This is a genomic window from Streptomyces jeddahensis, assembly GCF_001642995.1.
In the GTDB taxonomy this organism is placed as follows: domain Bacteria; phylum Actinomycetota; class Actinomycetes; order Streptomycetales; family Streptomycetaceae; genus Streptomyces; species Streptomyces jeddahensis.
The window spans coordinates 1-22,454 of record NZ_LOHS01000009.1 but is presented as its reverse complement, the minus strand read 5'-3'; the positions used below and the strand labels follow the sequence as shown (position 1 = coordinate 22,454).

The window sequence follows — 22,454 nt, the reverse complement described above, 5'->3', positions numbered from 1 at the left end:
AACAGACCATCGAAGGCCTGGACTTCGTGCGTCCGGACCGGTTCAAGACCAGGTAGCCCACCCACTCCCGCCGCCTCGGCGCAGTAGCCTCGGTATCGCCATTCGGCTGACGGTGGAAGCCGCACGTTCGGCGGACGCCTGCCTCCTGCTCCGCGACGGTCAGCTGGCGGGGCAGGGAAACCCCGAGCAACTTCTCACCGCCTCAACGCTCGCCCAGATCTGGCAACCGGTGTGAGGCGACGGCCCTCTTCCTTTCTCGTGGCGATGGTGCTCACGTGCCGCTTTCGCATGTAACTGTGGCTGCCACAGGTCCGGCCCGGCCCAGGGCTCTCGCGCGTCGATGGGTCCACGCCGATAAGAGCCGACGCACCCTTCGAGCGCTCTCCCGCAGTCCCGCATGGAGTCGGTTCACGGAAGTACTGGCTACCGGTAGATCCCGGTGGGCACTAGCGGGCCGCCTGAAACGTACGCCGGTAAGCCTGGGGTGAGATGCCGATCGCCGCGTGCAGGTGCTGGCGCAGGGACGCGCCCGTGGCGAAGCCGACCCGGCCGGCGATCTGGTCCACCGACAGGTCGCTGGACTCCAGCAGGTCCCGGGCTCGGGCTACACGCTGTTGGATCAGCCATCGGCCGGGGCTGAGGCCCACCTCGTCGTTGAAGCGGCGGGCGAAGGTGCGCCGGCTCATCCGGGCGTGGGCGGCGAGGTCGGCGAGCGTCAGCGGTTCGTCGAGGCGTTCGAGGGCCCAGGCGCGGGTGGCGGCCGCGCTCGAGGCCCCGTTCTCGGGGACCGGCTGCTCGATGTACTGCGCCTGGCCGCCGTCCCGGAACGGCGGCACCACGCAGCGGCGGGCGACCGTGTTGGCGAGCCGGCTGCCGTGGTCCTTGCGCACGATGTGCAGGCAGACGTCGACGCCGGAAGCGGCTCCCGCCGAGGTCAGGATGGGGTCGTCGTCGACGAAGAGCACATCCGGGTCGAGGGCGACGTGCGGGAACATATGCCGGAACCGGTCCGCCTGCCGCCAGTGCGTGGTCGCCTTGCGGCCGTCCAGGAGCCCGGCCGCGGCGAGCACGAAGGCGCCGGTGCAGATGGAGACGATGCGCGTGCCTGGCCGGATCCACCTGAGCGCGGCAGTGACCTCGTCCGGAAGCTCTGCGGTGACACACGACGGCGAGATGGGCGCGACGACCACGGTGTCGGCCGTGGCCAGGAGCTCGGGGCCGTGCTCGGCGGTGATGGTGAAGTCCGCGTTGCTGCGCACTGGATGCCCGTCGACGGTGCAGGTCAGCACCTCGTACCGGCCGTCGGCGGCGGCGAAGATCCGGCTGGGTATGCCGAGTTCGAAGGGGTAGACCCCGTCGAGCGCCAGGACCACGACCCTGTGCACATGCTGCATGGCACGATCCTATCGAAGGCTGGCAACCAGGCCATTTTCCGGGCGGACGCGCTCGGGCATGGTGGGACCATGAGCACTCAGCACACGATGCGCGCCATCAGCCAGGACATCCTCGGTGGTCCCGAGGTCCTCAAGGAAGTGGAGGTCGAGCGCCCCGCGCCACGTCCGAACGAAGTACTGGTCCGGGTGCGCGCCGCCGGGGTCAACCCGACCGACTGGAAGCACCGCGCCACCGGCCGCTTCCTCGGCGAGCCGCCCTTCGTCCTCGGCTGGGACGTCTCCGGCGTGGTCGAGGCAACGGGGACCGGCGTAGCCCTCTTCAGGCCGGGTGACGAGGTCTTCGGCATGCTGTCCTACCCATTCGGGCACGGCTCGCACGCCCAGTACGTCACCGCCCCCGCCCGCACCTTCGCGCTCAAGCCCTCAAACATCGACCACACACAGGCGGGCGCGCTTCCGCTGGTCTCACTGACCGCCTGGCAGGCCCTGGTCGAGACGGCGAACGTTCAGCCCGGGCAGCGGGTCCTGATTCACGCGGCGGCCGGCGGCGTCGGACATGTGGCCGTGCAGATCGCCAAGGCGCGGGGAGCTTACGTGATCGGCACGGCGAGCGCTGGCAAGCACGAGTTCCTGCGAGGGCTGGGCGCGGACGAGCTGATCGACTATCGGGAGACCAACTTCGCCGCGGCCGTACGGGATGTCGACGTCGTGCTGGACACGATCGGCGGCGACTACGTCCACCGCTCGCTGCGGATCCTGCGCAAGGGCGGACTCCTGGTCACGCTCGTGCCGCGGGGTTCGAAGGAACTGCCCCGGGAGGCCGAGAAGCTCGGGGTGCGTGCGACCGAGATGCTTGTAGACGCCGACCACACCGGGATGAAGGAGATCGCGGCGCTCGTCGAGGCGGGCTGGCTGCGGGCCACGATCGCCGGCACCTTCCCGCTGGCCGAAGCCGCCAAGGCGCACGCGCTCGGCGAAACCGGCCGGACCACGGGCAAGCTGGTCCTGGTGGTCGACTGACTCAGATCCGACCGTGTGGGTGTCGCGCGCCTGGGCAGGCGCATTCGGTCACCTGCCCCAGATCTTCCGGTACGCCTCGCGGTAGCCGGACGGGTCCCAGCTTGTGGCGCCGTTGCTGTTGGCGGCCGTGGCGATGTGGACGGGGGCGACGTAGCCGCTGGCGGGGCGGCCGGCGAAGGCGCGGTTGAACTCGTCGACGATCTGCCAGCCCTGCAGCGACAGGGGCTCGGGGACGGTGGCGGCCTGGAAGTGCTCGCTGTTGATGCGCTGGAAGGCCGACGCGTCGCCGTCACCCGCGCCGACGTTGAACGGGGGGCCGGAACCCGGCTTTCCGGCGGCGCTCAGGGCGGGTGCGGCATCGGCGAAGTACAGGTCGTTGATGGCGGCGGAGTGCGTCCACTCGTCGCCGAAGCGGGAGAGGAGCGATGAGACAGCCTGGGGCGTGCGGCTGCTCGCGTCCGCGATGGGGATGTTCTCGTCCGCCAGGAGCTTCACGCCCGCGCACGTGGCCAGCTGCTTCTTGATCAGGTCGGACTTGTGCTTGGCGAAGGGGATCGAGGCGTCGGTGAAGACGACGGCTCCCGCGTTGCCGCCCGAGTGCGCGATGACCCAGTCCGCGCTGATGGCGGCGACGTCCTCGACTCGCGTGGTGATGTTGCTGAAGAGCTTGGGGCGTTGGCTCGGGCCCGGAGAGGCGACGGCGTGCCAGCCGATGAGCGGGATGTCCGCCGCGTTGGCCTGCGCGACTTGTTGCGATGTCGCATGGGGGTCGAAGCCGCCAATGACGATGCCCGCGGGCTTGAGGGCGATGGCCTGGCTGAAGGCGGCCTGGATGCCGGCGGGGGTGCCTCCTCCGTCGATCACGCGGACGTTCCAGCCGATGACCTTCGCGGCCTCCGTCACGCCGTTCGCGGCGCCCGCCACACCGGGGTTGGTCATGGTCTGCGCGACGTAGATGATCGTCTTGCCGGATACGGCCGTGGGGCCGCTGGTCGGGCCGTTCCAGGGGGCGTCCGCCTCGGCCTTGCGAACCGCCGCCTTCGCCTCCTCGAGTGCGGCGGGGCAACCGGCCTTCGGGGTCTCGGTCGAGGAGGTGTCCGAGCCGGGCCCGCAGCCGGCGATGACGACGGCCGCCAGTGCCGTCAGCGCCGCGGCTGTGGGGACGGTTCTGCGGTTCGGGAACACGGGTCCTCCTTGCGGTATTTGCTCCTCCTTGCCGTACCTGAGGACAGCGCGGTAACGCATTCGCCGGTCACGGAGGTGACGGCGGGCGGGTCTCGGAACGTCCTCCAGTGACGCCCGCCGATCGGCGCCGCTCGCGGCGCGTTGAGGCGCCGGACCGCAGCCGGCGGCGGGCGGCGTACCCGGCCAGGCCGACCGCGAGAAGCAGGGTGGCGCCGTTGAACAGCGGCGTGGCCCAGAAATCCGCACCGAGCTGGCCGATTCCGGCGAGGCCCACGGCGAGGACCGCGACGGCGACGAGAGTTCCCATGGCGTTGGCCCGGCCGGGCTTGATCGCTGTGGAGCCGAGCAGGGCGCCGACGAAAGCGGGCAGCAGGTATTCCAGCCCCACACTCGGGTTGCCGATCTGCTGCTGCGCGGCCAGCAGCACGCCGGCGAACCCGACCACCAGACCGGAGCCGGTGAAGGCGTAGATCGAGTACGTGCGGGTGGGGATGCCGACGAGGTCAGCGGCACGGGGGTTGGCGCCGATGACGTACAGGTAGCGGCCGAGCGGCAGCCGTTCCAGCAGGAGCCACAGCGCCACGGCCAGGGCGAGGACGTAGAACGCCGGTGCGGGCAGGCCGAGGAAGGTCGAGCCGTAGATGGCGGTGAAGGCCGGGGGCAGCCCCTCCGGGCCGGGGACGATACGGGCGCCGTCGGTGATCCAGCCGGTGACGGCGTACATCATGCTGCCGGTGCCGAGGGTGGCGATGAAGGAGTCGATCTGCCCGAACTCGACGATGACGCCGTTGAGGGCACCGATGATCGCCCCTCCGAGAATCACGACGAGGCAGGCGAGGGGCCACGGCCAGCCGGCGCCCACGATCAGGTGCATCGCCATGACGTGCGCCAGGCCGAGGCCGTAGCCGATGGACAGGTCGAACTTGCCGGTGACGATCGGGATCATCGCGCCGAGCGCGAGGATCGCGGGGATCGACTGCGCGGACAGGATCGAGGAGAGGTTGCGCAGCGTGGGGAAGGTGTCCGGCAGAGCGAGCGAGAAGACGAGGATCAGTACGGCGGTGAAGGCCAGCAGGCCATAGGTGCCGATGAGGTGCCCGCGCATGCGCCCCAGCGGGGACCTTGACCGGGAGGAGGAGGACGGTGGGGTCGGCGGCGTCGGTGGCGTCCGTGGCGGCGGTGGCGTCCTGGTCATGGGGCATTCGCCGTTCCGGTGAGGGGTGGCATGGCCGACGCCGTATGGGTGAGCTCGGTGACGGTGAGCGCCTCGCCGGCCAGCTCGGCCGCCACGGTCCCGCGGACGAACACCAGAGCGCGGTGACACACGTCCGCGACCTCCTCGAAATCGGTGGAGACGAGCAGAACGGCGAGCCCGGCGGCCAGCGCCTCGTCGAGCAGGCGGTAGATCTCGGCCTTGGCGCCGATGTCCACGCCGGCCGTCGGCTCCTCGAGGATCAGCAGCCGCCGGCTCACCCGGAGCCACCGGCCGACCATGACCTTCTGCTGGTTTCCGCCGGAGAGGGTGCCGATTGGAACCTCGCTGTCGCGGGGGTGCACCCGGAAGCGCCCGATCAGGGCCGCGGCCTCGGCGCGCTCACGGCGAGGGCTGATCCAGCGCGGCGCCGTCACCTCGTATGCCCGGGGGTTGGCCAGGAAGTTCTCCCGAACGGTCAGTTCGGCGGCACAGCCTTCTTCCAGGCGGTTGCTCGATACGAAACCCACGCCACGGTCGACGGCGGCGGCGACCGTGCGCGGGTGGTAGGGCCTGCCCTCGAGCAGCGCCCGCCCGCCGCGGATCGGCCGGGAGCCGATCAGCGCCCGGCCCAGTTCCATGTGCCCGGCGCCGGTGAGTCCGACCATGCCGAGGACTTCGCCGGCGCGCAGTTCGAGGCTGACCGGTCCGGAGTTCTCGGTCCGCACGTCGTGGAGGCTCAGGACGACCGGGCCGTCGGCGGGGGCGGTGTCGGTGGCGGCTCGGTAGTCGCCCGGTTCGCGGCCCACGATGTCCTGCACCAGACGGGCCGGGCTGTGGCCCGCGAGCGGGCCCCGGCTGATGACCTGGCCGTCGCGCAGGACGGCGAAGGTGTCGGCGACCTGGTACACCTCGTCGAGCCTGTGGGTGACGTAGACGATGGCGTGGCCGCGGTCGCGCAGTGTGTGCAGGACGTCGAAGAGGCGGGCGCAGTCGGCCGCCGGCAGGCTGGCGGTGGGCTCGTCCAGCACGATGAGTTCGGCACGGGTCGACAGGGCCCGTGCGATGGCGGCCAGCGAGCGTTCGGCGCGGGTGAGGTCGGCGATGCGGGCGCCGGGGTCCAGATGGCCGGCGATGATGTCCAGCGCCTCGGCGCAGCGCTCCCGCGTCCGCCGCCAGGAGACGAGTCCACGTCGGCGTGGGTAGCCGGTGCCCAGGGCGATGTTCTCGGCGACCGTCATCCACTCGACGAGACCGAGATCCTGGTGGATGAAGGACATACGCCGGGAGGCCGCGGCCGTGCCGAGCGGGTGACCGGCCACCGTCACCTCGCCCTCGTCGGCGTCGTGAACGCCCGCGAGTACCTTGATGAGCGTCGACTTCCCGGCGCCGTTGGGTCCGAGGAGGGCGAGGACGCTGCCGCGGTGGATGTCGAGGTCGACCCCGGACAGGGCGGTCGTGCCGCCGAACCGCTTGCTGAGACCGCGGATGCGCACGACGGGTTCCCGGCCGCGGCGCGCGGCCGGGCTCACCGGGGTGTCGGGCGCGTCATGCACAGGCTTTCTCCGTATTCGCCCGGATATGTCCTTTCCCCGGCTGCGTAGCTTGAGGTACCTGAGGCACTACACCGCTTAGTTACTTGCGTGCTAGATGCCGGGAATGTTCTCCCAATCTATCCCGATCATGGCCTCGGTCCCGGCTGCGGCGGACACACCTCGGGAGGCGTCCAGAGCGCACTCGGCCCAGATGACCTTGCCCTCTCTGGTGTACCGCGTGCCCCAGGCCTGACTGAGCTGTGCGACGAGGAACAGCCCGCGGCCGCCCTCGTCGGTCGCGGCGGCGTGGCGCAGGTGCGGCGCGGTGCTGCTGGTGTCGGAGACCTCGCAGATCAGGGACCGGTCGTGGATCAGGCGTACCTGAATGGGCCCGCTGCCGTGGCAGATCGCGTTGGTGACCAGCTCGCTGAGCACCAGTTCGGCGGTGAAAGCGACCTCGTCCAGCCCCCACTCGGCCAGCCGCCGTGTGACGGCGGCGCGGATGCCGGAGACACGGGCCGGTTCCGCGGGCAGGTCCCAGGTGGCGATCCGGTCGGGGTCCACGGCGTGCGTGCGGGCGACCAGCAGCGCGATGTCGTCGGTGGTGTGTTCGGGTACGACCGCGTCCAGGACCGCCTCGCATGTGGCCTCGGGAGAACGGCCCGGATGGGTCAGGGCGCGGTGCAGCTGGCCGAGGACCGTGTCGATGTCGCGGTGACGGTCATGGACGAGTCCGTCGGTGTAGAGGACCAGCTCGCTGCCTTCGGGAAGGTGGAATTCGGCGGTTTCGAAGGGCAGGCCGCCGAGTCCCAGAGGCGGCCCGGCAGGCAGATCGGGGAACGCCACGGTGCCGTCGGGGTGGACCAGCGCGGGTGGCAGGTGTCCTGCGCGGGCCATCGCGCACTTCTGCGTGGTGGGGTCGTAGATCGCGTACAGGCAGGTGGCGCCGATGATGCCCGGGCCGCCCGTAGCGGACTCGTCACCGCCCTCGTCCCGGTCGAGGCGGGCCACGAGGTTGTCGAGCTGCGTGAGCACTTCGTCGGGGGCGAAGTCCAGCTCGGTGAAGTTCCGGGCGGCCGTGCGCAGCCGGGCCATGGTGACGGCGGCATGCAGGCCCTGGCCGACGACGTCGCCGACGAGGAGGGCGACGCGGGTGCCCGAGAGGGGGATGATGTCGAACCAGTCACCGCCGACTCCCGACGCGGCGTGCAGGTAGCGATGGGCGACCTCGACGGCGTCCTGCTCGGGCGGGCGGTGCGGGAGCAGACTGCGCTGCAGAGCCAGGACCATGGTGTGTTCGCGGGTGTAGCGGCGGGCGTTGTCGATGCAGATGGCGGCGCGGGTGGCGAGCTCCTGGGCCAGCGAGCGATCGTCGTCCCCGAAGGGCGCCGGGTCCTCCGAGCGGTAGAAGCTGGCGATGCCCAGGACGACACCGCGGGCGACCAGCGGAACGGTGATCAGGGAGTGCACGTCGTGCTCGAGAAGGCGCTCGGCGTGCCGGGGATCCTGGGCGAGCCAGCCGGCGGCGAGCTTGAGATCGGGCTCGAGCACCGCCCGCCCGGTGGCCAGGCAGCGGAGCTGGGGCGTGGTGGGGCGAAGGTCGACCCGCTCGCCGACCGGATAGAAGGGGCAGTCGTCGCGGATGCCGTGGACGACCGTGCGGCGCAGGTCGGTGCGGGGATCGGGGGACTCCTCACCGCGCAGTACGGCGTCGGGCAGGTCGATGGTGACGAAGTCGGCCAGGCGTGGGACGGCCATCTCGGCAAGCTCTCGAGCGGTGCGGCTCACGTCCAGGGTGGTGCCGATGCGCGTGCTGGCCTCGGACAGCAGCTCCAGACGGTGTCGTGCCGCGACGGCCTGCTGTCCCACCCCCGGCTCGCCGACCAGCACGAGCCGCCTGCCGGCAGCCTCGTCGGCGCTCTCGGCGGTGGCGGACGGTGCGGCGGCTGCGCCGCCGGTCGCGGGCTCCGTACCGGCGGCGGGGGCGGGCGTGACGCCGGGGACCGGAACCGGTGTGAAACCTGGGGCCGGGGCGGGTGTGACACCGGGGGCCGAGGCGGGTGGGAGACCGGTGGCCGAGACGGGCGCAGGGCCGGGAAGGGACCCGAGCAGCGGGACGGCGGGCGGTGGCGCAACGGCGGGCGGTGGCGCGGCATGGTGCGCCGTGAAACCGAGCGGTACGTCGGCGTGCCCGGGCACGACCAGCCCCTGGTGCGGCATGTCGTCGTGCAGGAGCGCCTCGACGGCCACACCTTCCACGCCGGAGGAGCTCCTCACTACATGGCTCAGGAGGGTGACCCGCCGACCGTGGGAGAGAGGGACCTCGAGGCCGCCCCGCTGGGCCGAGGAGATCAGCTCGGCAGCCTTCTCCCTCAGGATCATCTGGTCGCGTCGGTCCAGCCCGCTCCGGATCAGCTCCTCAACGCCGGTCAGCTGCGCCTCCGCGGCCGCCCCTGCGCCGGTCGCCGCCTCGCCGGTCCGCGCGCGGCTCCTGGCGTTGAGATACGCCCGCAGCAGGCCACGCTCCCGTGCCGAGCTCTGCTCCAGCAGCCGTCGTTCAATGGCCTCGGCGGCCTCACGTATCAGGGTGTTCATCGCGGGGTGCGCGTCGGCACGCGAGCATCCGAGCGAGAGAATGCCCTCGATACGTCCGCTGAGCAGGTCACGCACCGGAATCGACGAGCAGGCGTTTGACTGGGAGCGCTCGGCGAAGTGCTCCGCCCCGTAGACCTCGCAGAGCCGCCTTTCCGCGAGCGCGATACCGATGCCGTTGGTCCCGGCCACCTGCTCGGCGAACACGAACCCTGGAACACTCTGGATCGGGGCGAGTTCCCTGGCCATGGAAGCCTCGCCGAAACGGCGCAGCACCACCGTCCCGCTGCCATCGGCCAAGCCCACGTTCATCCGGCTGCCCGCGAACACGGACTGCAGCCAGTCGAGCACCGGCTCGGCCGCACGCACGAGCCGGCTGTCCGGATCGATGTCCTCGCGGTAGGGCAGCTCGGTCTGATCCGGCGAGAGGCCCAGCAGCCGGCAGCGATGCCATGAACTCAGGATCAGGCCTCGGACGCCCCCCTCGATCAGCTCGCCTTGAAGGAACCGCTCACGGGCGCGCGAGGGACTGACGGCATCCCCCGAGAGCCCCATCTGGATCACTTCCCTCACCAGAACATGTCCCCCTGGCGGATCCTGCCGGCAAATACCCTCCCCACGTTAGATAGTAGAACTTTGTTCAGAAAGGGGCGGAATCAGCGGATTATCCAGGGCGGATGATCCACAGCGGATGATCCAGCTGATCGCGCCGGTCGGCCGCAGGTGACAGGCCCGACAGGCCTCTGCCGCGACTTTCGGCCTACGAGCCCGCTACGTGTGGTCCGGCTGCTCTGGTGGCTGTGGGCGTTCCGGGTGCCACCCCAGCGCCCGGGAGATCCCGCGCGCCGCCAGCCGGACGGACGGGATGAGCGCCGGGACCTGGGCGTCCTGCACGGGCACGACGACCGACACGGCCGCGGCGACCGTCCCGTCCCGGCCCCGCACGGGTGCGGCCACGGACACGGCGTCATCCGTGACCTGGCGGGTGCTCACGGCGCAGCCCGTACGCCGTACCTCGGCCAGGACGCGGCGCAGCCGGGCCGGGTCCGTGATGGTATGCGCGGTGAACGCGGCCAGCGGCTCGGCGCAGTACGCCGCCTGGAACTCCGGGTCGGTGTGGGCGAGCAGCGCCAGGCCGACGCCGGTGGCATGCAGGGGCCAGCGGGCGCCCACCTTGATGCGCACCCCGACCGCCGAACGGCCCGAGATCCACTCGATGTAGACGACCTCGCTGCCGTCCCGCACCGCCAACTGCACGTTCTCGTGGGTCGCTTCGTACAGGTCCTCCAGGTAGGGCAGCGCGACCTGGCGCAGCGCCAGACCGCGCGGTGCCAGCGCGGCCACCTCCCACAGGCGCAGCCCGACGTGGTAGATCCCGGACGGATCGCGCTCCAGTGCGCCCCACGCGGTGAGCGCGCCGACGAGCCGGTGCGCGGTGGTCAGCGACAGGCCGGCGCGGCGGCTGATGTCCGTCAGGGACAGCGCCGGGTGCGCGTGGTCGAAGGCGCCGAGGACCGCAAGGAGTCGGTCGGGCGCGGAGCGCGGGGTCGTCTCCGGGTTCTGTGGGGGCACCCCGGCCGTCTCGCGGGGAGGGCCCAGCCGTCCTTCGCGGTCGTCCCGGCCGTCCTCGGGGGTCGTTCCGGCTGATCTGCGGGAGATCATCTCTGCGTCCCTCGGGCGTTCGTGGCCGTGCTCAGGCGAGGCCCGGTTCCGCTATGCGCAGCAGGAGGGCGTGCAGCGTCTCCCGCTCGGCCGGGTCGAGCGGCTGGAGGAGGTCGTTCGTGACGCGCAGACCGGCCTCGTCGGTGTCGCGCAGGAACGCCCGGCCGTCGTCGGTGAGCACGACGACGCGACTGCGGCGGTCGTCGGGCGAGGGACGGCGCTCCACGAAGCCGGCGCGCTCGAGGTCGTCGACGAGGCCGACGATCGCGCTGGGGTCGTAGCCGAGCCGGGCGCTCAGCTCCCGCTGGAGTGCGCCCTCGGTGGTGGCCAGGAAGCGCAGCAGCGCGTAGTGGCGCAGGCGCAGGCCCGACTCCTGGAGGAAGCCGTTGAAGAGCTGCCCGGAGCGCAGGCCCAGCCGGTAGAGGAGATAGCCGGCGTCCGCGTGCAGACCGCGCATCCAGGGCTCCTGGGCGTCTATGGGCCCCGTGCCGCGGGCCGTGGTGGTGGACGCTCCCGCGGCCGACGAGGAACGGGCGGCGGTGGTCGTGGCGGGCGAGGAGCTGGCGGCGAGGCGCTTCCCGGAGATGGCGGACTCCCTGGTCAAGGCCCCGGGTGGGGCGGTGTGCGGTCGGTACGGGCCCCCGGGTGGGGCGGCGGTCTGCGTCGGTACGGGCCCTTGGTGGGGTGGTGTTCGTTCGGTGCGGACCAAGCATCTCGCACATCCGCCGACGGCAACAACTATTGACGTCGACAATTATTGTCCTTAGCTTCGATCTCGGCGGCGGAGATACTCATCGTCCGCTGCCCCTCTCTCGCGCCATCGAGCACTTCCACCCCTGATGAAGGGACTGACTCCGTGTCGACCATCGATCTCACCGGCAAAGTCGCCGTGGTCACCGGCAGCGGCCGCGGTCTCGGCCTCGCCTACGCACAGGCCCTGGCCGCCGCGGGTGCCTCCGTCGTCGTCAACGACGTGGACGAGGCCGTCGCCGAACATGCCGTCAAGTCCATCGAGGAGGCGGGCGGCAAGGCCGTCGCCGAGGCCGTCGCCGTGGGCACGACCGAGGCCGCCGACCGGCTGGTCGCCCGGGCTGTCGCCGAGTTCGGCCGGCTGGACATCATGGTCACCAACGCCGGCGTGCTGCGCGACAAGGTGCTCTGGAAGATGACCGACGACGACTTCGACACGGTCATCGGCGTCCATCTCAAGGGCACCTTCACCTGCGCCCGCGCCGCCGCCGTGCGCATGCGCGAGCAGGGCGAGGGCGGGAGGCTCATCCTCGTCGGCTCGCCCGCGGGACAGCGCGGCAACTTCGGGCAGACCAACTACGCGGCCGCCAAGGCCGGCATCGCCGCCATGACCCGCACCTGGTCCATGGAGCTCGCCCGCGCCGGCATCACGGTCAACGCGATCGTCCCCGTGGCGGCCACCGCGATGACCGAGACCATCCCCGTCTTCGCCCCCTACGTCGAGGCGATGCGCCGCGGCGAGGCCCTGCCGGACTTCCTGCGCAAGGGCGAGGGCTTCGGCAGCGCCGAGGACTGCGCCGCCCTCATCCCCTTCCTCGCCTCGGCAGCCGCCGCGGACGTAACCGGCCAGTGCATCGGCATCGGTGGCGACAAGCTGGCCCTGTGGTCGCACCCGCAGGAGACCTCCGTCGCCTACGCCGACGGCGGCTGGAGCCCCGAGACGATCGCCGACGTCTGGCACACCTCGGTCGGCAGCGAGCCGCAGACCGTCGGCATCCCGGCGCCGAAGATCCCGGAGGCGTAAGGGACATGAGAGCCGCAACCGCCCCGAAGGCCACCACCGCCACGACCGCCATGGTTGCCACGCACGCCAGGACCGCTGCACATCCTCACCACCGCGAGGGACGCGCATGAGCGCCGCGACCGCCATGAACGTCGACGAGCTCGTAGCGATCGACGTCCACACCCACGCCGAGGTCTCCTCCAAGGGGAAGGCCTCGCTGGACGACGAACTGCACGACGCCTCGAGCGCCTACTTCAAGGTCGAGGGCAAGCGGAAGCCGACCCTCGAGGAGACCGCCGCGTACTACCGCGAGCGGAAGATGGCCGCCGTCATCTTCACCGTCGACGCCGAGCACGCCACCGGCACCGAGCCCGTGCCGAACGAGGAGGTCGCGGAGGCCGCGGCCGCCAACCCGGACGTACTGATCCCCTTCGCCTCGATCGACCCCTTCCGCGGCAAGGCCGGCGTCAAGCAGGCCCGCCGCCTCGTCGAGGAGTACGGGGTCAAGGGCTTCAAGTTCCACCCCAGCATCCAGGGCTTCTTCCCCAACGACCGGGAGATCGCCTACGGGCTGTACGAGGTGATCGAGGAGACCGGCACCATCGCGCTGTTCCACACCGGCCAGACCGGTATCGGCGCGGGCGTCCCCGGCGGCGGCGGTATCCGCCTGAAGTACTCCAACCCCCTGCACGTCGACGACGTCGCCGCCGACTTCCCCCATCTGAAGATCATCCTCGCTCACCCCTCCTTCCCCTGGCAGGACGAGGCCCTCGCCGTGGCCACGCACAAGCCGGGCGTCCACATCGATCTGTCCGGCTGGTCGCCGAAGTACTTCCCGCCCCAGCTCGTCCAGTACGCCAACTCCCTGCTGAAGGACAAGGTCCTGTTCGGCTCCGACTACCCCGTCCTGACCCCCGACAGGTGGCTTGCCGACTTCGACAAGCTGCCGATCAAGGACGAGGTACGACCGAAGATCCTCAAGGACAACGCCGCCCGCCTCCTCGGGCTCACCGCGACGGACACCCCGGGCGCTTCCGGTTCGTCGGGACCATCAGGTACATCAGGTTCGACAGGTACGTGAAAGGGGGCACCACCCCATGCGCAACGAGGGAATCGGGTCGTGGCCCGCACGCCGTGCCCGCAAGACCCCCCATCGCACCGCCCTGATCCACCAGCAGCAGTCCTTCACCTACGCCGAGCTGAACCGGCGCACGAATCAGCTGGCCCACGCGCTGCGCGCGGCCGGCGTCCGGCGCGGCGACCGCGTCGCCTATCTCGGTCCCAACCACCCCTCCTTCCTGGAGACCCTCTTCGCCACCGGTCTCCTCGGCGCGGTCTTCGTCCCCCTCAACACCCGCCTCGCCGCACCCGAGATCGGCTACCAGCTGGCCGACTCGGGCGCCCGCACCCTCATCCACGACCCCAGTCTGTACGACCCCACTGACAACGGCGGCGCAGGAGGAGAGGACGGAGCGAGCCCGGCCGTCAAGCACCGCATCGAGCTGGGCGACCCCTATGAGCAGGTGCTGGCCTCCGCTCCCGGCGACCCGATCGACGAGCCCGTCGGCCACGACGACATCTGCATGATCATGTACACCTCCGGGACCACGGGGCGCGCCAAGGGAGCGATGCTCACCCACGGCAACCTCACCTGGAACGCGATCAACGTCCTCATCGACCAGGACATCGCCGCCGACGAGGTCGCGCTCGTCTCCGCACCCCTGTTCCACACGGCCGGCCTGAACATGCTCACGCTGCCCGTCATGCTCAAGGGCGGCACCTGCGTCCTGGTCGGCGCCTTCGACCCGGCCGGCACCCTCGACCTGATCGAGCGGCACCGCGTCACCTTCATGTTCGGGGTGCCCGCGATGTTCGACCAGATCGCCCGCCAGCCGCGCTGGACCGACGCCGACCTGTCCTCGGTACGGCAGCTCACCTGCGGCGGCGCCCCCGTCCCCACCCCGCTCATCGCCACGTACCAGAGCCGCGGCCTCAACTTCCAGCAGGGCTACGGCATGACGGAGGCCGCGCCCGGCACGCTGTTCCTGGCCGCCGAGCACGCCGTCAGCAAGGCGGGCTCGGCCGGTGTCCCGCACTTCTTCACCGACGTACGCGTGACCGGTCCCGACCTGTCGCCCGTGGCCGTCGGAGAGCCCGGCGAGATCGTCGTGCGCGGACCCAACGTGATGCCCGGCTACTGGGGCCTCCCGGAGGAGACGGCGGCGGCCTTCGTCGACGGCTGGTTCCGCAGCGGCGACATCGCCCGCGTCGACGAGCACGGCTTCGTCACCATCGTCGACCGCCTCAAGGACATGATCATCTCCGGCGGCGAGAACGTCTATCCGGCCGAGGTCGAGGACGTGCTGCTCTCCCACCCTGACATCGTGGAGTGCGCGGTCATCGGCGTACCCGACGAGAAGTGGGGCGAGGTGCCCCGGGCCGTGGTCGTGCTCCGGGAGGGAGCCCGGCTCGACCCCGACGAGGTGATCGCGTTCCTCGGCGGACGCCTCGCCAAGTACAAGATCCCCAAGTCCGTCGTGGTGGCCGAGACCCTACCGCGCACCGCCTCGGGGAAGCTCCTCAAGTCCCGCGTCCGCGCCCGCTTCGGGGCGGCCCCGGGGACCGGCACCACTCAAAGCGCGGGGACCGGCACCACCGACCCGCAGTCAGGCACCACCGAAAGGACCCCTTCATGAGCATCACCGTCAGCGGCCTGGACGAACTGAAGAAGCTCGCGGGCGGCGACCTCGGCACCAGCGAGTGGATCACGGTCTCGCAGGAGCGCATCAACGGCTTCGCCGACGCCACCGGCGACCACCAGTGGATCCACACCGACCCCGAGCGCGCCAAGGAAGGCCCCTTCGGCGGCCCGATCGCCCACGGCTATCTGACGCTGGCGCTCTTCATCCCGCTCTTCACCGAGCTGCTCGAGGTCGAGGGCGTCACCACCAAGGTCAACTACGGCCTGAACAAGGTCCGCTTCCCCTCGCCCGTCCCGGCAGGCTCGCGCATCCGCCTTGTCGCGCGGCTCGCCGAGGTGGAGGAGATCGGTGGCGGCGTGCAGGTCACCGTCGACGGCACGATCGAGATCGAGGGCGGCACGAAGCCCGCGTGCGTGCTGCAGAGCGTGTCGCGGTTCTACGCCTGAGCCACAGCGTTTGCGCCTGACCGCCCGTCCCGACGGCACACCGCCGACCGGACGGGCGTTCCGCATGAAATCGGGCTTCTGTGTGGATGAAGTGTCTACTGCAGGCTCCACTGATGGATGGTTCGGCTACTGGTGGCGCCCACCCGGGCGGCCGTACCGTGCGCAAACACCGTGCCCACTGCGCGGATGTGCACATGGACGTGCACCCGGATCGCACCCCCGATGCGGCCGCCCCGATTCGCACCGCCGAGCCCTCCGCAGGAGTCCCGATGGCCGAGCAGCCGCCCTCCGTGGCGCCGTCACCGTCCCCCGTCGCGCCAACGCCGTCCTCCGCCGCGGCACCCTCCGTCACCGAGGTCGAGACGCATGGCGTGGAGCACATCCCCGACGCGGAGCGCACCGCCTCACCCCTCGATCTCTTCCGGCTGGCGTTCGGCGGCGCCAACACCTTCTCCACCTGCGTCCTGGGCGCCTTCCCGGTCCTGTTCGGCCTCTCCTTCCAGCAGGGGCTCGCGGCCGTCGTCATCGGCGTCGCCATCGGGGCACTGATCCTCTGCCCCATGGCCGTCTTCGGGCCGGTCAACGGCACCAACAACGCCGTGTCCTCCTCCGCGCACCTCGGCGTCCACGGCCGGGTCGTCGGCTCGTTCCTCTCCCTCCTCACCGCCGTCGCGTTCTTCTCGATCTCGGTGTGGAGCTCCGGCGACGCGCTGGTGGGCGGCGCGCACCGGTTGTTCGGACTGGAGCGCTCGGACCTGTCGTACGCGGTGGCCTATGCGCTGTTCGCCGTGCTCGTGCTCGTCGTGTGCATCTACGGCTTCCGCTTCATGCTGCTCGTCAACAAGGTCGCCGTCACGGCCGCCACCGTGCTGTTCATCGTCGGCATCTTCGCCTTCGCGGGCGACTTCGACCCGTCGTACGCCGGTATCTACGGGGCGGGGGCCGACGCCGAGACGAAGGCGTTGTTCTGGCCGTCCTTCATCGGCGCCACGCTGATCGTGCTGTCCAACCCCGTCTCGTTCGGCGCGTTCCTCGGCGACTGGTCCCGGTACATCCCCGCCGCGACGCCGCGCCGCCGCGTCATGGGAGCCGCGTTCCTCTCGCAGATCGCGACGCTGCTGCCGTTCTGCTTCGGCCTGGCGACCGCCAGCGTCATCGCTGCCAAGGCCCCCGACTACGTCGACCCGGCCGCGCCCGACTTCGTCGGCGGTCTGCTCGCCATCTCGCCCGGCTGGTACTTCCTCCCTATCTGCCTGCTCGCGCTGATCGGCGGCATGTCCACGGGCACCACCGCGCTCTACGGCACAGGCCTCGACTTCTCCAGCGTCTTCACCCGGCTCTCCCGCGTACAGGCGACCGTCCTGGTCGGCACCCTCGCCATCGCCTTCATCTTCGTCGGTCGCTTCGCGCTCGACGTCGTCCAGTCGATCTCGACCTTCGCCACGATGATCATCACCTGCACCACGCCGTGGATGGTCGTGATGATGCTCGGCTTCTTCGTGCGCCGCGGCTGGTACGACCCCGAGGCGCTGCAGGTCTTCAACCGCCGTCAGCGCGGTGGCCGCTACTGGTTCGCCCACGGCTGGAACTGGCGCGGCATGACCGCGTGGTGGGTCGCCGCGCTGATCGGCATTCTGTTCACGAACATCCCCGGCCAGTTCGTCGGTCCCTTCGGGGACCTGGCGGGCGGTGTCGACATCAGCCTGCCTCTGTCGCTGGCCGTCGCTGCCGTGCTGTATCTGGGGTTGCTGGCCGCGTTCCCGGAGCCGCGGGCTGCGTACGGGCCGGACGGTGCGCGGCTCGTCCGGACCGTCGACGTGCCCGTGCCGCCGATCACGGGCACGGGCCCGGAACCCACCCCAGTCCGGACCTGAGAGCTTCGCCCCCTTCGGCGCCGATCGCGCTGAGGCCTCGTCCTCTATCTGCGGCAGGCACATGCGCGCCACGGCGGCTTTCCGTCGCTGCTGTGACAACGCGTGTCGGTGAACATGCCGTGCCGGTACTCGGTCACAAACCAACTGCACACGCACGAGGAACGCGCAGTGTCAGCCAGTTCTGGTGGATCCATACCTCGGCGGTAATCCGACCGCTGTACGGTGCTCGACGTGAAGCTCCGGTACAACTTCCGTGTGTACTCGAGCGCTTCTCAGCGCGGCAGTCTGGCGAGGGCGTTCGGGTGCGCCCGTGTCGTTTGGAACGATGCCCTTCGCCTCCGTCGTGACGCCTACGCCAACGGCCTGCCCCTTCCCAAGGCAGCCGAGCTGTCGAAGCAGGTCATCACCGAGGCCAAGAAGGCCCCGGAGCGGGCCTGGCTCGGCGAGGTGTTCGCTGTGGTGCTCCAGCAGTCCCTGCGTGACCTGGAAACCGCCTACAGCAACTTCTTCGCCTCGAAGAACGGCCGCCGCAAGGGCCCGAAGATCGGCCCGCCCAGAATGAAGAAGAAGACCGCCCGGCAGTCGATCCGATTCACAGCGAACGCCCGCTGGTCCATCACCAAAGGCGGGAAGCTGCGGCTGCCGAAGATCGGCGACATCGAGGTGCGCTGGTCCCGCGAGCTGCCCGCCGGTGCCTCGACGGTGACCATCATCAAAGACCCTTCCGGCAGGTACTTCGCCAAGCCTCTCCCTGAGCTGGATGGGGACGAGACGGACAGCGGTATTGATCTGGGTCTGTCCTCCTACGCTGTGCTGCGCGGCCGGAAGATTGCCTCCCCGAAGTTCTTCCGCCGCCAGAAACGCAAGCTCAAGCGGGCCAGCGCAAGCTGAGCCGCTGCCAGAAAGGATCGAACAACCGGCGCAAGGCCCAGCAAGCCATCGCGCGGATCCATGCCCGCATCGCCGACCAGCGGCGCGACTTCATCGAGCAGGAGACCGTCCGCATCGTCCGCGAGATCCAAGCAGTCTATGTGGAGGACCTGAACGTGAAGGGCATGGCCACCCGGCGCGGCAAGCTCGGCAAGAGCGTCCACGACCAGTCCCTCGGCACGTTCGTCCGCACCCTCGAAGCCAAATGCGTACGGTACGAGCGGACCTTCGTCAAGATCGACCGGTGGTTCCCTTCCACCCAGCTGTGCTCCGCTCCAGGGTGCGGGAGCCTTACCGGGCCCAAGGGCCGCCAGCAGCTGCATGTTCGCGTCTGGACCTGCACGGAGTGCGGCACTCGCCATGACCGGGACGAGAACGCCGAGGTCAACATACGCGCCGCTGGACGGAAACGTGCCGCTGAAATGCGGCATGAGGCGGAGCGTCTAAACGCCTGTGGAGAGCACGTCAGACCCCGCACGCCGGGGCAGCGCTCATCGAAGCAGGAACCCACCCGAAGCGTCACCGTTCACCACGGTGAGGCAGGCGGGGATCACCCACATGGGACGCGGGTGAGGACGTCAATACATGTGGTCGGCTAGCCGCCTGCTGCCTCCGCTGACTCCTGGGCTGGAGCGGCGGCCCAAACCGGGGCAACCATGGCGACGATCCACTGCTGCTCTCCAACAACTACCAGGGCAGCCACGGGGGATCCTCACAATTCACGACCGAACGGCTTCGTGCGCACCTTCAAGGGCTCCGTGAAGGCCGCGGGGGCCGAGGTCACGGCCCGCCACGACGCCTCCACGGGCGGACTGAAGCTGACCCTGACGAACACGGGCACGACCGCCGTCACGCTCACGCTCACCAACGCCTACGGTGGCCGCCCCCGTACCGTCACGGTGCGGGCCGGGGACACCGTGGCGCACACGGTGGATCTGCGGGCGAGCAAGCGCTGGTACGACCTGACGGTCACGTCCGACAGCGACCCCGCCTTCCTGCGCCGCTTCGCCGGCCATGTCGAGACGGGGGAGCCGGGCGTGAGCGACCCGGCGATCATCACTGACTGACGCCACGTCTGCCATGACGCCCTGGCGTGCCGCCCGCGCGGAAAATGAGTGATCGCGCGGGCGGTCGCCTGGCTAGCATGCCGGAGCATGACGTTCACCCATCGCCGTACAGGCGCCCCCGACAAGCCCGTCCTCGACGGGCTCGAAGAGAAATGGTCCGGGCGATGGGACGAGCTGGGCGTATTCGTGTTCGACCGGTCGAAGTCGCGTGACGAGGTCTTCTCGATCGACACCCCGCCGCTCACCGCGAGCGGTTCGCTGCACATCGGGCACGTCTTCTCGTACACGCACACCGACACGATCGCCCGTTTCCAGCGCATGTGCGGCAAGGAAGTCTTCTACCCGATGGGCTGGGACGACAACGGCCTGCCCAGCGAGCGCCGCGTCCAGAACCACTACGGCGTCCGCTGCGACCCGTCGCTGCCGTACGACCCGGACTTCGCACCGCCCGAGAAGCCCGGGAAGCAGCAGATCCCCGTCTCTCGCCGCACCTTCGTCGAGCTGTGCGACCAGCTGACCGCGGAGGACGAGAAGGCGTACGAACAGGTGTGGCGCAGGCTCGGTCTGTCCGTCGACTGGTCGCGGCCGTACCGCACGATCGACGCCGAGGCGCGCGCCACGTCGCAGCTCGCCTTCCTGCGGAACCTCGATCGGGGCGAGGCGTATCTCGCCGAGGCGCCCACGTTGTGGGACGTCACGTTCCGTACGGCGGTCGCACAGGCCGAACTCGAGGACCGTGAGCGGCCGGCCGCGTACCACCGGCTCGCTTTCCACGGCCCCGGCGGCGAGCGGATCATGATCGAGACGACGCGGCCCGAACTGCTGCCCGCGTGCGTCGCGCTGGTCGCCCATCCCGACGACGAGCGGTACCAGGGGCTGTTCGGCACGACGGTCCGTACGCCCCTCTTCGGCGTCGAGGTGCCGGTCCACGCGCACCGTCTGGCGACACCGGACAAGGGCTCCGGGATCGCCATGGTCTGCACGTTCGGCGACACGACGGATGTGACCTGGTGGCGGGAGCTGCGGCTCGCCACGCGACCGGTGATCGGCTGGGACGGCCGGTTCGTCGCCGAGCCGCCCGCCGGTGTCGAATCGCCGCACGCACGCGAGGTGTACGCGCAGCTGGCCGGTGCCACCGCGCACACCGCACGCGAGCGCATCGTCGCCCTGCTGCGGGACAGCGCAGAAATGGAGGGCGAACCGCGGCCGGTGACCCACGCGGTCAAGTTCTTCGAGAAGGGCGACAAACCGCTGGAGATCGTCACCACCCGCCAGTGGTACCTGCGCAACGGCGGACGCGACGAGGACCTGCGCGAGCAACTCCTGCGGCGCGGCTCAGAACTGGAGTGGCACCCGCCGCACATGCGGACCCGCTACGAGAACTGGGTCAGCGGGCTCAACGGCGACTGGCTGATCAGCCGCCAGCGGTTCTTCGGCGTGCCGATCCCCGTCTGGTACCCGCTCGACGCGGACGGGCAGCCCGACCACGACCGGCCGATCGTCCCGGACGCGGCGGACCTCCCGGTCGACCCGAGTGCCGAGGCGCCCGCGGGCTACCGCGAGGAACAGCGCGGCGAGCCCGGCGGGTTCGTCGGCGACCCGGACGTCATGGACACCTGGGCGACCTCCTCGCTCACCCCGCAGATCGCCGGGCGGTGGATGGCCGACCCGGACCTCTTCCGGCGGGTCTACCCGATGGACGTCCGGCCGCAGGCCCACGAGATCATCCGCACCTGGCTGTTCTCCACGGTCGTCCGTGCCCACGCCGAACACGGTGGGCTGCCGTGGAGGCACGCGACGATCTCCGGATGGATCCTGGACCCCGACCGCAAGAAGATGTCGAAGTCCAAGGGGAATGTGGTCACTCCGGCCGATCTCCTCGCGCAGTACGGCTCCGACGCGGTCCGCTACTGGGCCGCGAGCGCCCGGCCCGGCACGGACACGGCCTTCGACATCGGGCAGATGAAGATCGGCCGTCGGCTCGCGACGAAGATCCTCAACGTCGGCAAGTTCGTCCTCGGCTTTGGTTTCGGTTTCGGCTTCGGTGAGGCGGAGGCGGGTGCCGCGGTCACCGAGCCGCTCGACCGCGCCATGCTCGCCGGCCTCGCCCGAGCGGTCGAGGAAGCCACCGCCGCCTTCGAGGAGTTCGACTACGCGCGCGCCCTGGAGCGCACGGAGCAGTACTTCTGGCGGTTCTGCGACGACTACGTCGAGCTCGTCAAGGCCCGTGCCTACGGTGACCAGGGCGCCGGCGCCGGTACGCAGTCGGCCCGCGCGGCGCTCCGGACGGCACTGGACACGTTTCTGTGCCTGTTCGCTCCCGTCCTCCCCTTCGTCACGGAGGAGGTCTGGTCGTGGTGGGCCGAAGGGTCCGTGCACCGTGCCGCCTGGCCCGACGCGGACCGGCTGCGCGGACTCGCCGCGGGCGCGGACGAGACGCTACTCGACACGGCCTCGGACGTCATCGCCTCGGTCCGCAAGGCCAAGTCGGAGGCGCAGGTGTCGATGCGTACGGAGGTCACCAAGGCGGTGGTGACGGCGTCGCGTTCGGACCTCGACCGCTTCGCGCGGGTCGCCGGGGACGTTCGCGCGGCCGGGCGCATCGGCGCCGTGGAGCTGCGGGAGGAGAGCAGCGGGCCGCTCGCGGTTCGAGTGAGCCTGTAGACCACGACGCCCGAGCGAAGCCGGGCCCCGCGGCCGGGCCTGCGCGACGGGCCCGCGCCGGCTCATGGAACGCGGCAGCGGCCCCGTGCCAACCGGGAACCCCCGCCGACCGGCACGCCGCGGTACGGCGCGGGCACCCCTAGGGACGACGCGGTTCCCTGGGGCGTGGGCGCCCTGTCCAAGGCATGCTCCTCGGCGGCGGGGCGCCCGCCCAAGGCGTACTCCTCGGCCGTACCGGCGGCCGCGTCTGCGTGGCCGCCCGGCGTCGGCCCGCCCACCGGCCCCACCGGCTGCCGCACCCCCGCGTGCTGCGCATGGTCCCCGGAGGCGGGGCGCCCGCCCAAGGCGTACTCCTCGGCGGCCGGGCGCCCGCCCAAGGCGTAGCCCCCGGCCGTACCCGCGGCCGCCTCTGCGTGGCCGCCCGGCATCGGCCCGCCC

14 protein-coding genes and 4 pseudogenes are annotated in these 22,454 nt (G+C 70.7%); 10 read left to right on the top strand and 8 right to left on the bottom strand.

The genetic code is table 11. From position 1 onward, the window contains the following. Nucleotides 1-112 precede the first annotated feature (112 nt). Nucleotides 113-235 (top strand): annotated as a pseudogene (locus tag STSP_RS39880) (ABC transporter ATP-binding protein); the annotation flags it as partial. A 211-nt stretch (nt 236-446) separates the two neighbouring features. Here STSP_RS39880 and STSP_RS00140 read toward each other — a convergent pair. Beyond that, nucleotides 447-1,394 carry a GlxA family transcriptional regulator gene (locus tag STSP_RS00140; RefSeq protein ID WP_067270313.1) on the bottom strand — a complete coding sequence of 316 codons (948 nt, stop codon included), beginning with the start codon at nt 1,392-1,394 and terminating at the stop codon, nt 447-449. A gap of 69 nt (nt 1,395-1,463) precedes the next feature. Between STSP_RS00140 and STSP_RS00135 the strand changes: the two genes are divergently transcribed. Next, nucleotides 1,464-2,414, top strand: a complete 951-nt coding sequence (locus tag STSP_RS00135) for an NADP-dependent oxidoreductase (RefSeq protein ID WP_067270310.1) — start codon at nt 1,464-1,466, stop codon at nt 2,412-2,414. Nucleotides 2,415-2,462: 48 nt separating this feature from the next. Here the strand turns inward: STSP_RS00135 and STSP_RS00130 are convergent, their stop codons facing one another. From STSP_RS00130 to STSP_RS00105, 6 genes are all read right to left on the bottom strand, one after another. Continuing rightward, the gene (locus STSP_RS00130) at nt 2,463-3,599 is read right to left on the bottom strand and encodes a substrate-binding domain-containing protein (protein WP_067270308.1); all 1,137 of its coding nucleotides are present in this window, start codon (nt 3,597-3,599) and stop codon (nt 2,463-2,465) included. 67 nt (nt 3,600-3,666) lie between these two features. Then, a complete protein-coding gene (locus STSP_RS00125; RefSeq protein WP_078066762.1) occupies nt 3,667-4,794 on the bottom strand; it encodes an ABC transporter permease in 1,128 nt (375 codons plus the stop codon). Beyond that, nucleotides 4,791-6,347, bottom strand: coding sequence for a sugar ABC transporter ATP-binding protein (locus tag STSP_RS00120; protein WP_067270305.1), 1,557 nt, complete (start codon nt 6,345-6,347; stop codon nt 4,791-4,793). The genes STSP_RS00125 and STSP_RS00120 overlap by 4 nt, the downstream gene beginning before the upstream one ends. Nucleotides 6,348-6,437: 90 nt before the next feature. Beyond that, nucleotides 6,438-9,473, bottom strand: a complete 3,036-nt coding sequence (locus tag STSP_RS00115) for a SpoIIE family protein phosphatase (RefSeq protein WP_078066764.1) — start codon at nt 9,471-9,473, stop codon at nt 6,438-6,440. A gap of 216 nt (nt 9,474-9,689) precedes the next feature. Further along, a complete protein-coding gene (locus STSP_RS00110) occupies nt 9,690-10,580 on the bottom strand; it encodes an IclR family transcriptional regulator (protein WP_078066761.1) in 891 nt (296 codons plus the stop codon). 31 nt (nt 10,581-10,611) lie between these two features. Beyond that, entirely contained in the window at nt 10,612-11,037 is a 426-nt protein-coding gene (locus STSP_RS00105; RefSeq protein ID WP_067270300.1) for a MarR family winged helix-turn-helix transcriptional regulator, read from the bottom strand. A 399-nt stretch (nt 11,038-11,436) separates the two neighbouring features. Here STSP_RS00105 and STSP_RS00100 point away from each other — a divergent pair, with 399 nt between their 5' ends. The 8 genes and pseudogenes from STSP_RS00100 (at nt 11,437) to valS (ending at nt 22,016) form a co-directional block, all read left to right on the top strand. Continuing rightward, nucleotides 11,437-12,354, top strand: coding sequence for an SDR family NAD(P)-dependent oxidoreductase (locus STSP_RS00100; RefSeq protein ID WP_067270297.1), 918 nt, complete (start codon nt 11,437-11,439; stop codon nt 12,352-12,354). A 124-nt stretch (nt 12,355-12,478) separates the two neighbouring features. Beyond that, the gene (locus STSP_RS00095; RefSeq protein ID WP_269801016.1) at nt 12,479-13,414 is read left to right on the top strand and encodes an amidohydrolase family protein; all 936 of its coding nucleotides are present in this window, start codon (nt 12,479-12,481) and stop codon (nt 13,412-13,414) included. A 16-nt stretch (nt 13,415-13,430) separates the two neighbouring features. After that, nucleotides 13,431-15,029, top strand: coding sequence for an acyl-CoA synthetase (locus tag STSP_RS00090; protein WP_078066760.1), 1,599 nt, complete (start codon nt 13,431-13,433; stop codon nt 15,027-15,029). Beyond that, nucleotides 15,026-15,481 (top strand): MaoC family dehydratase, encoded by a 456-nt coding sequence (locus STSP_RS00085; protein WP_067270294.1) that lies wholly within the window; start codon nt 15,026-15,028, stop codon nt 15,479-15,481. The genes STSP_RS00090 and STSP_RS00085 overlap by 4 nt, the downstream gene beginning before the upstream one ends. 269 nt (nt 15,482-15,750) lie before the next feature. After that, on the top strand, nt 15,751-17,355 hold the full coding sequence (locus STSP_RS00080) for a purine-cytosine permease family protein (protein ID WP_198547224.1): 1,605 nt from the start codon (nt 15,751-15,753) through the stop codon (nt 17,353-17,355). A gap of 222 nt (nt 17,356-17,577) precedes the next feature. Next, nucleotides 17,578-18,884, top strand: a pseudogene (locus STSP_RS41070) (RNA-guided endonuclease InsQ/TnpB family protein). 126 nt (nt 18,885-19,010) lie between these two features. Next, a pseudogene (locus STSP_RS00070) lies at nt 19,011-19,352 on the top strand (phospholipase domain-containing protein); the annotation flags it as partial. 87 nt (nt 19,353-19,439) lie between these two features. After that, nucleotides 19,440-22,016, top strand: a complete 2,577-nt coding sequence (gene valS, locus STSP_RS00065; protein ID WP_067270286.1) for a valine--tRNA ligase — start codon at nt 19,440-19,442, stop codon at nt 22,014-22,016. A gap of 62 nt (nt 22,017-22,078) precedes the next feature. Here the strand turns inward: valS and STSP_RS39865 are convergent. Next, nucleotides 22,079-22,454, bottom strand: a pseudogene (locus STSP_RS39865) (hypothetical protein); the annotation flags it as partial.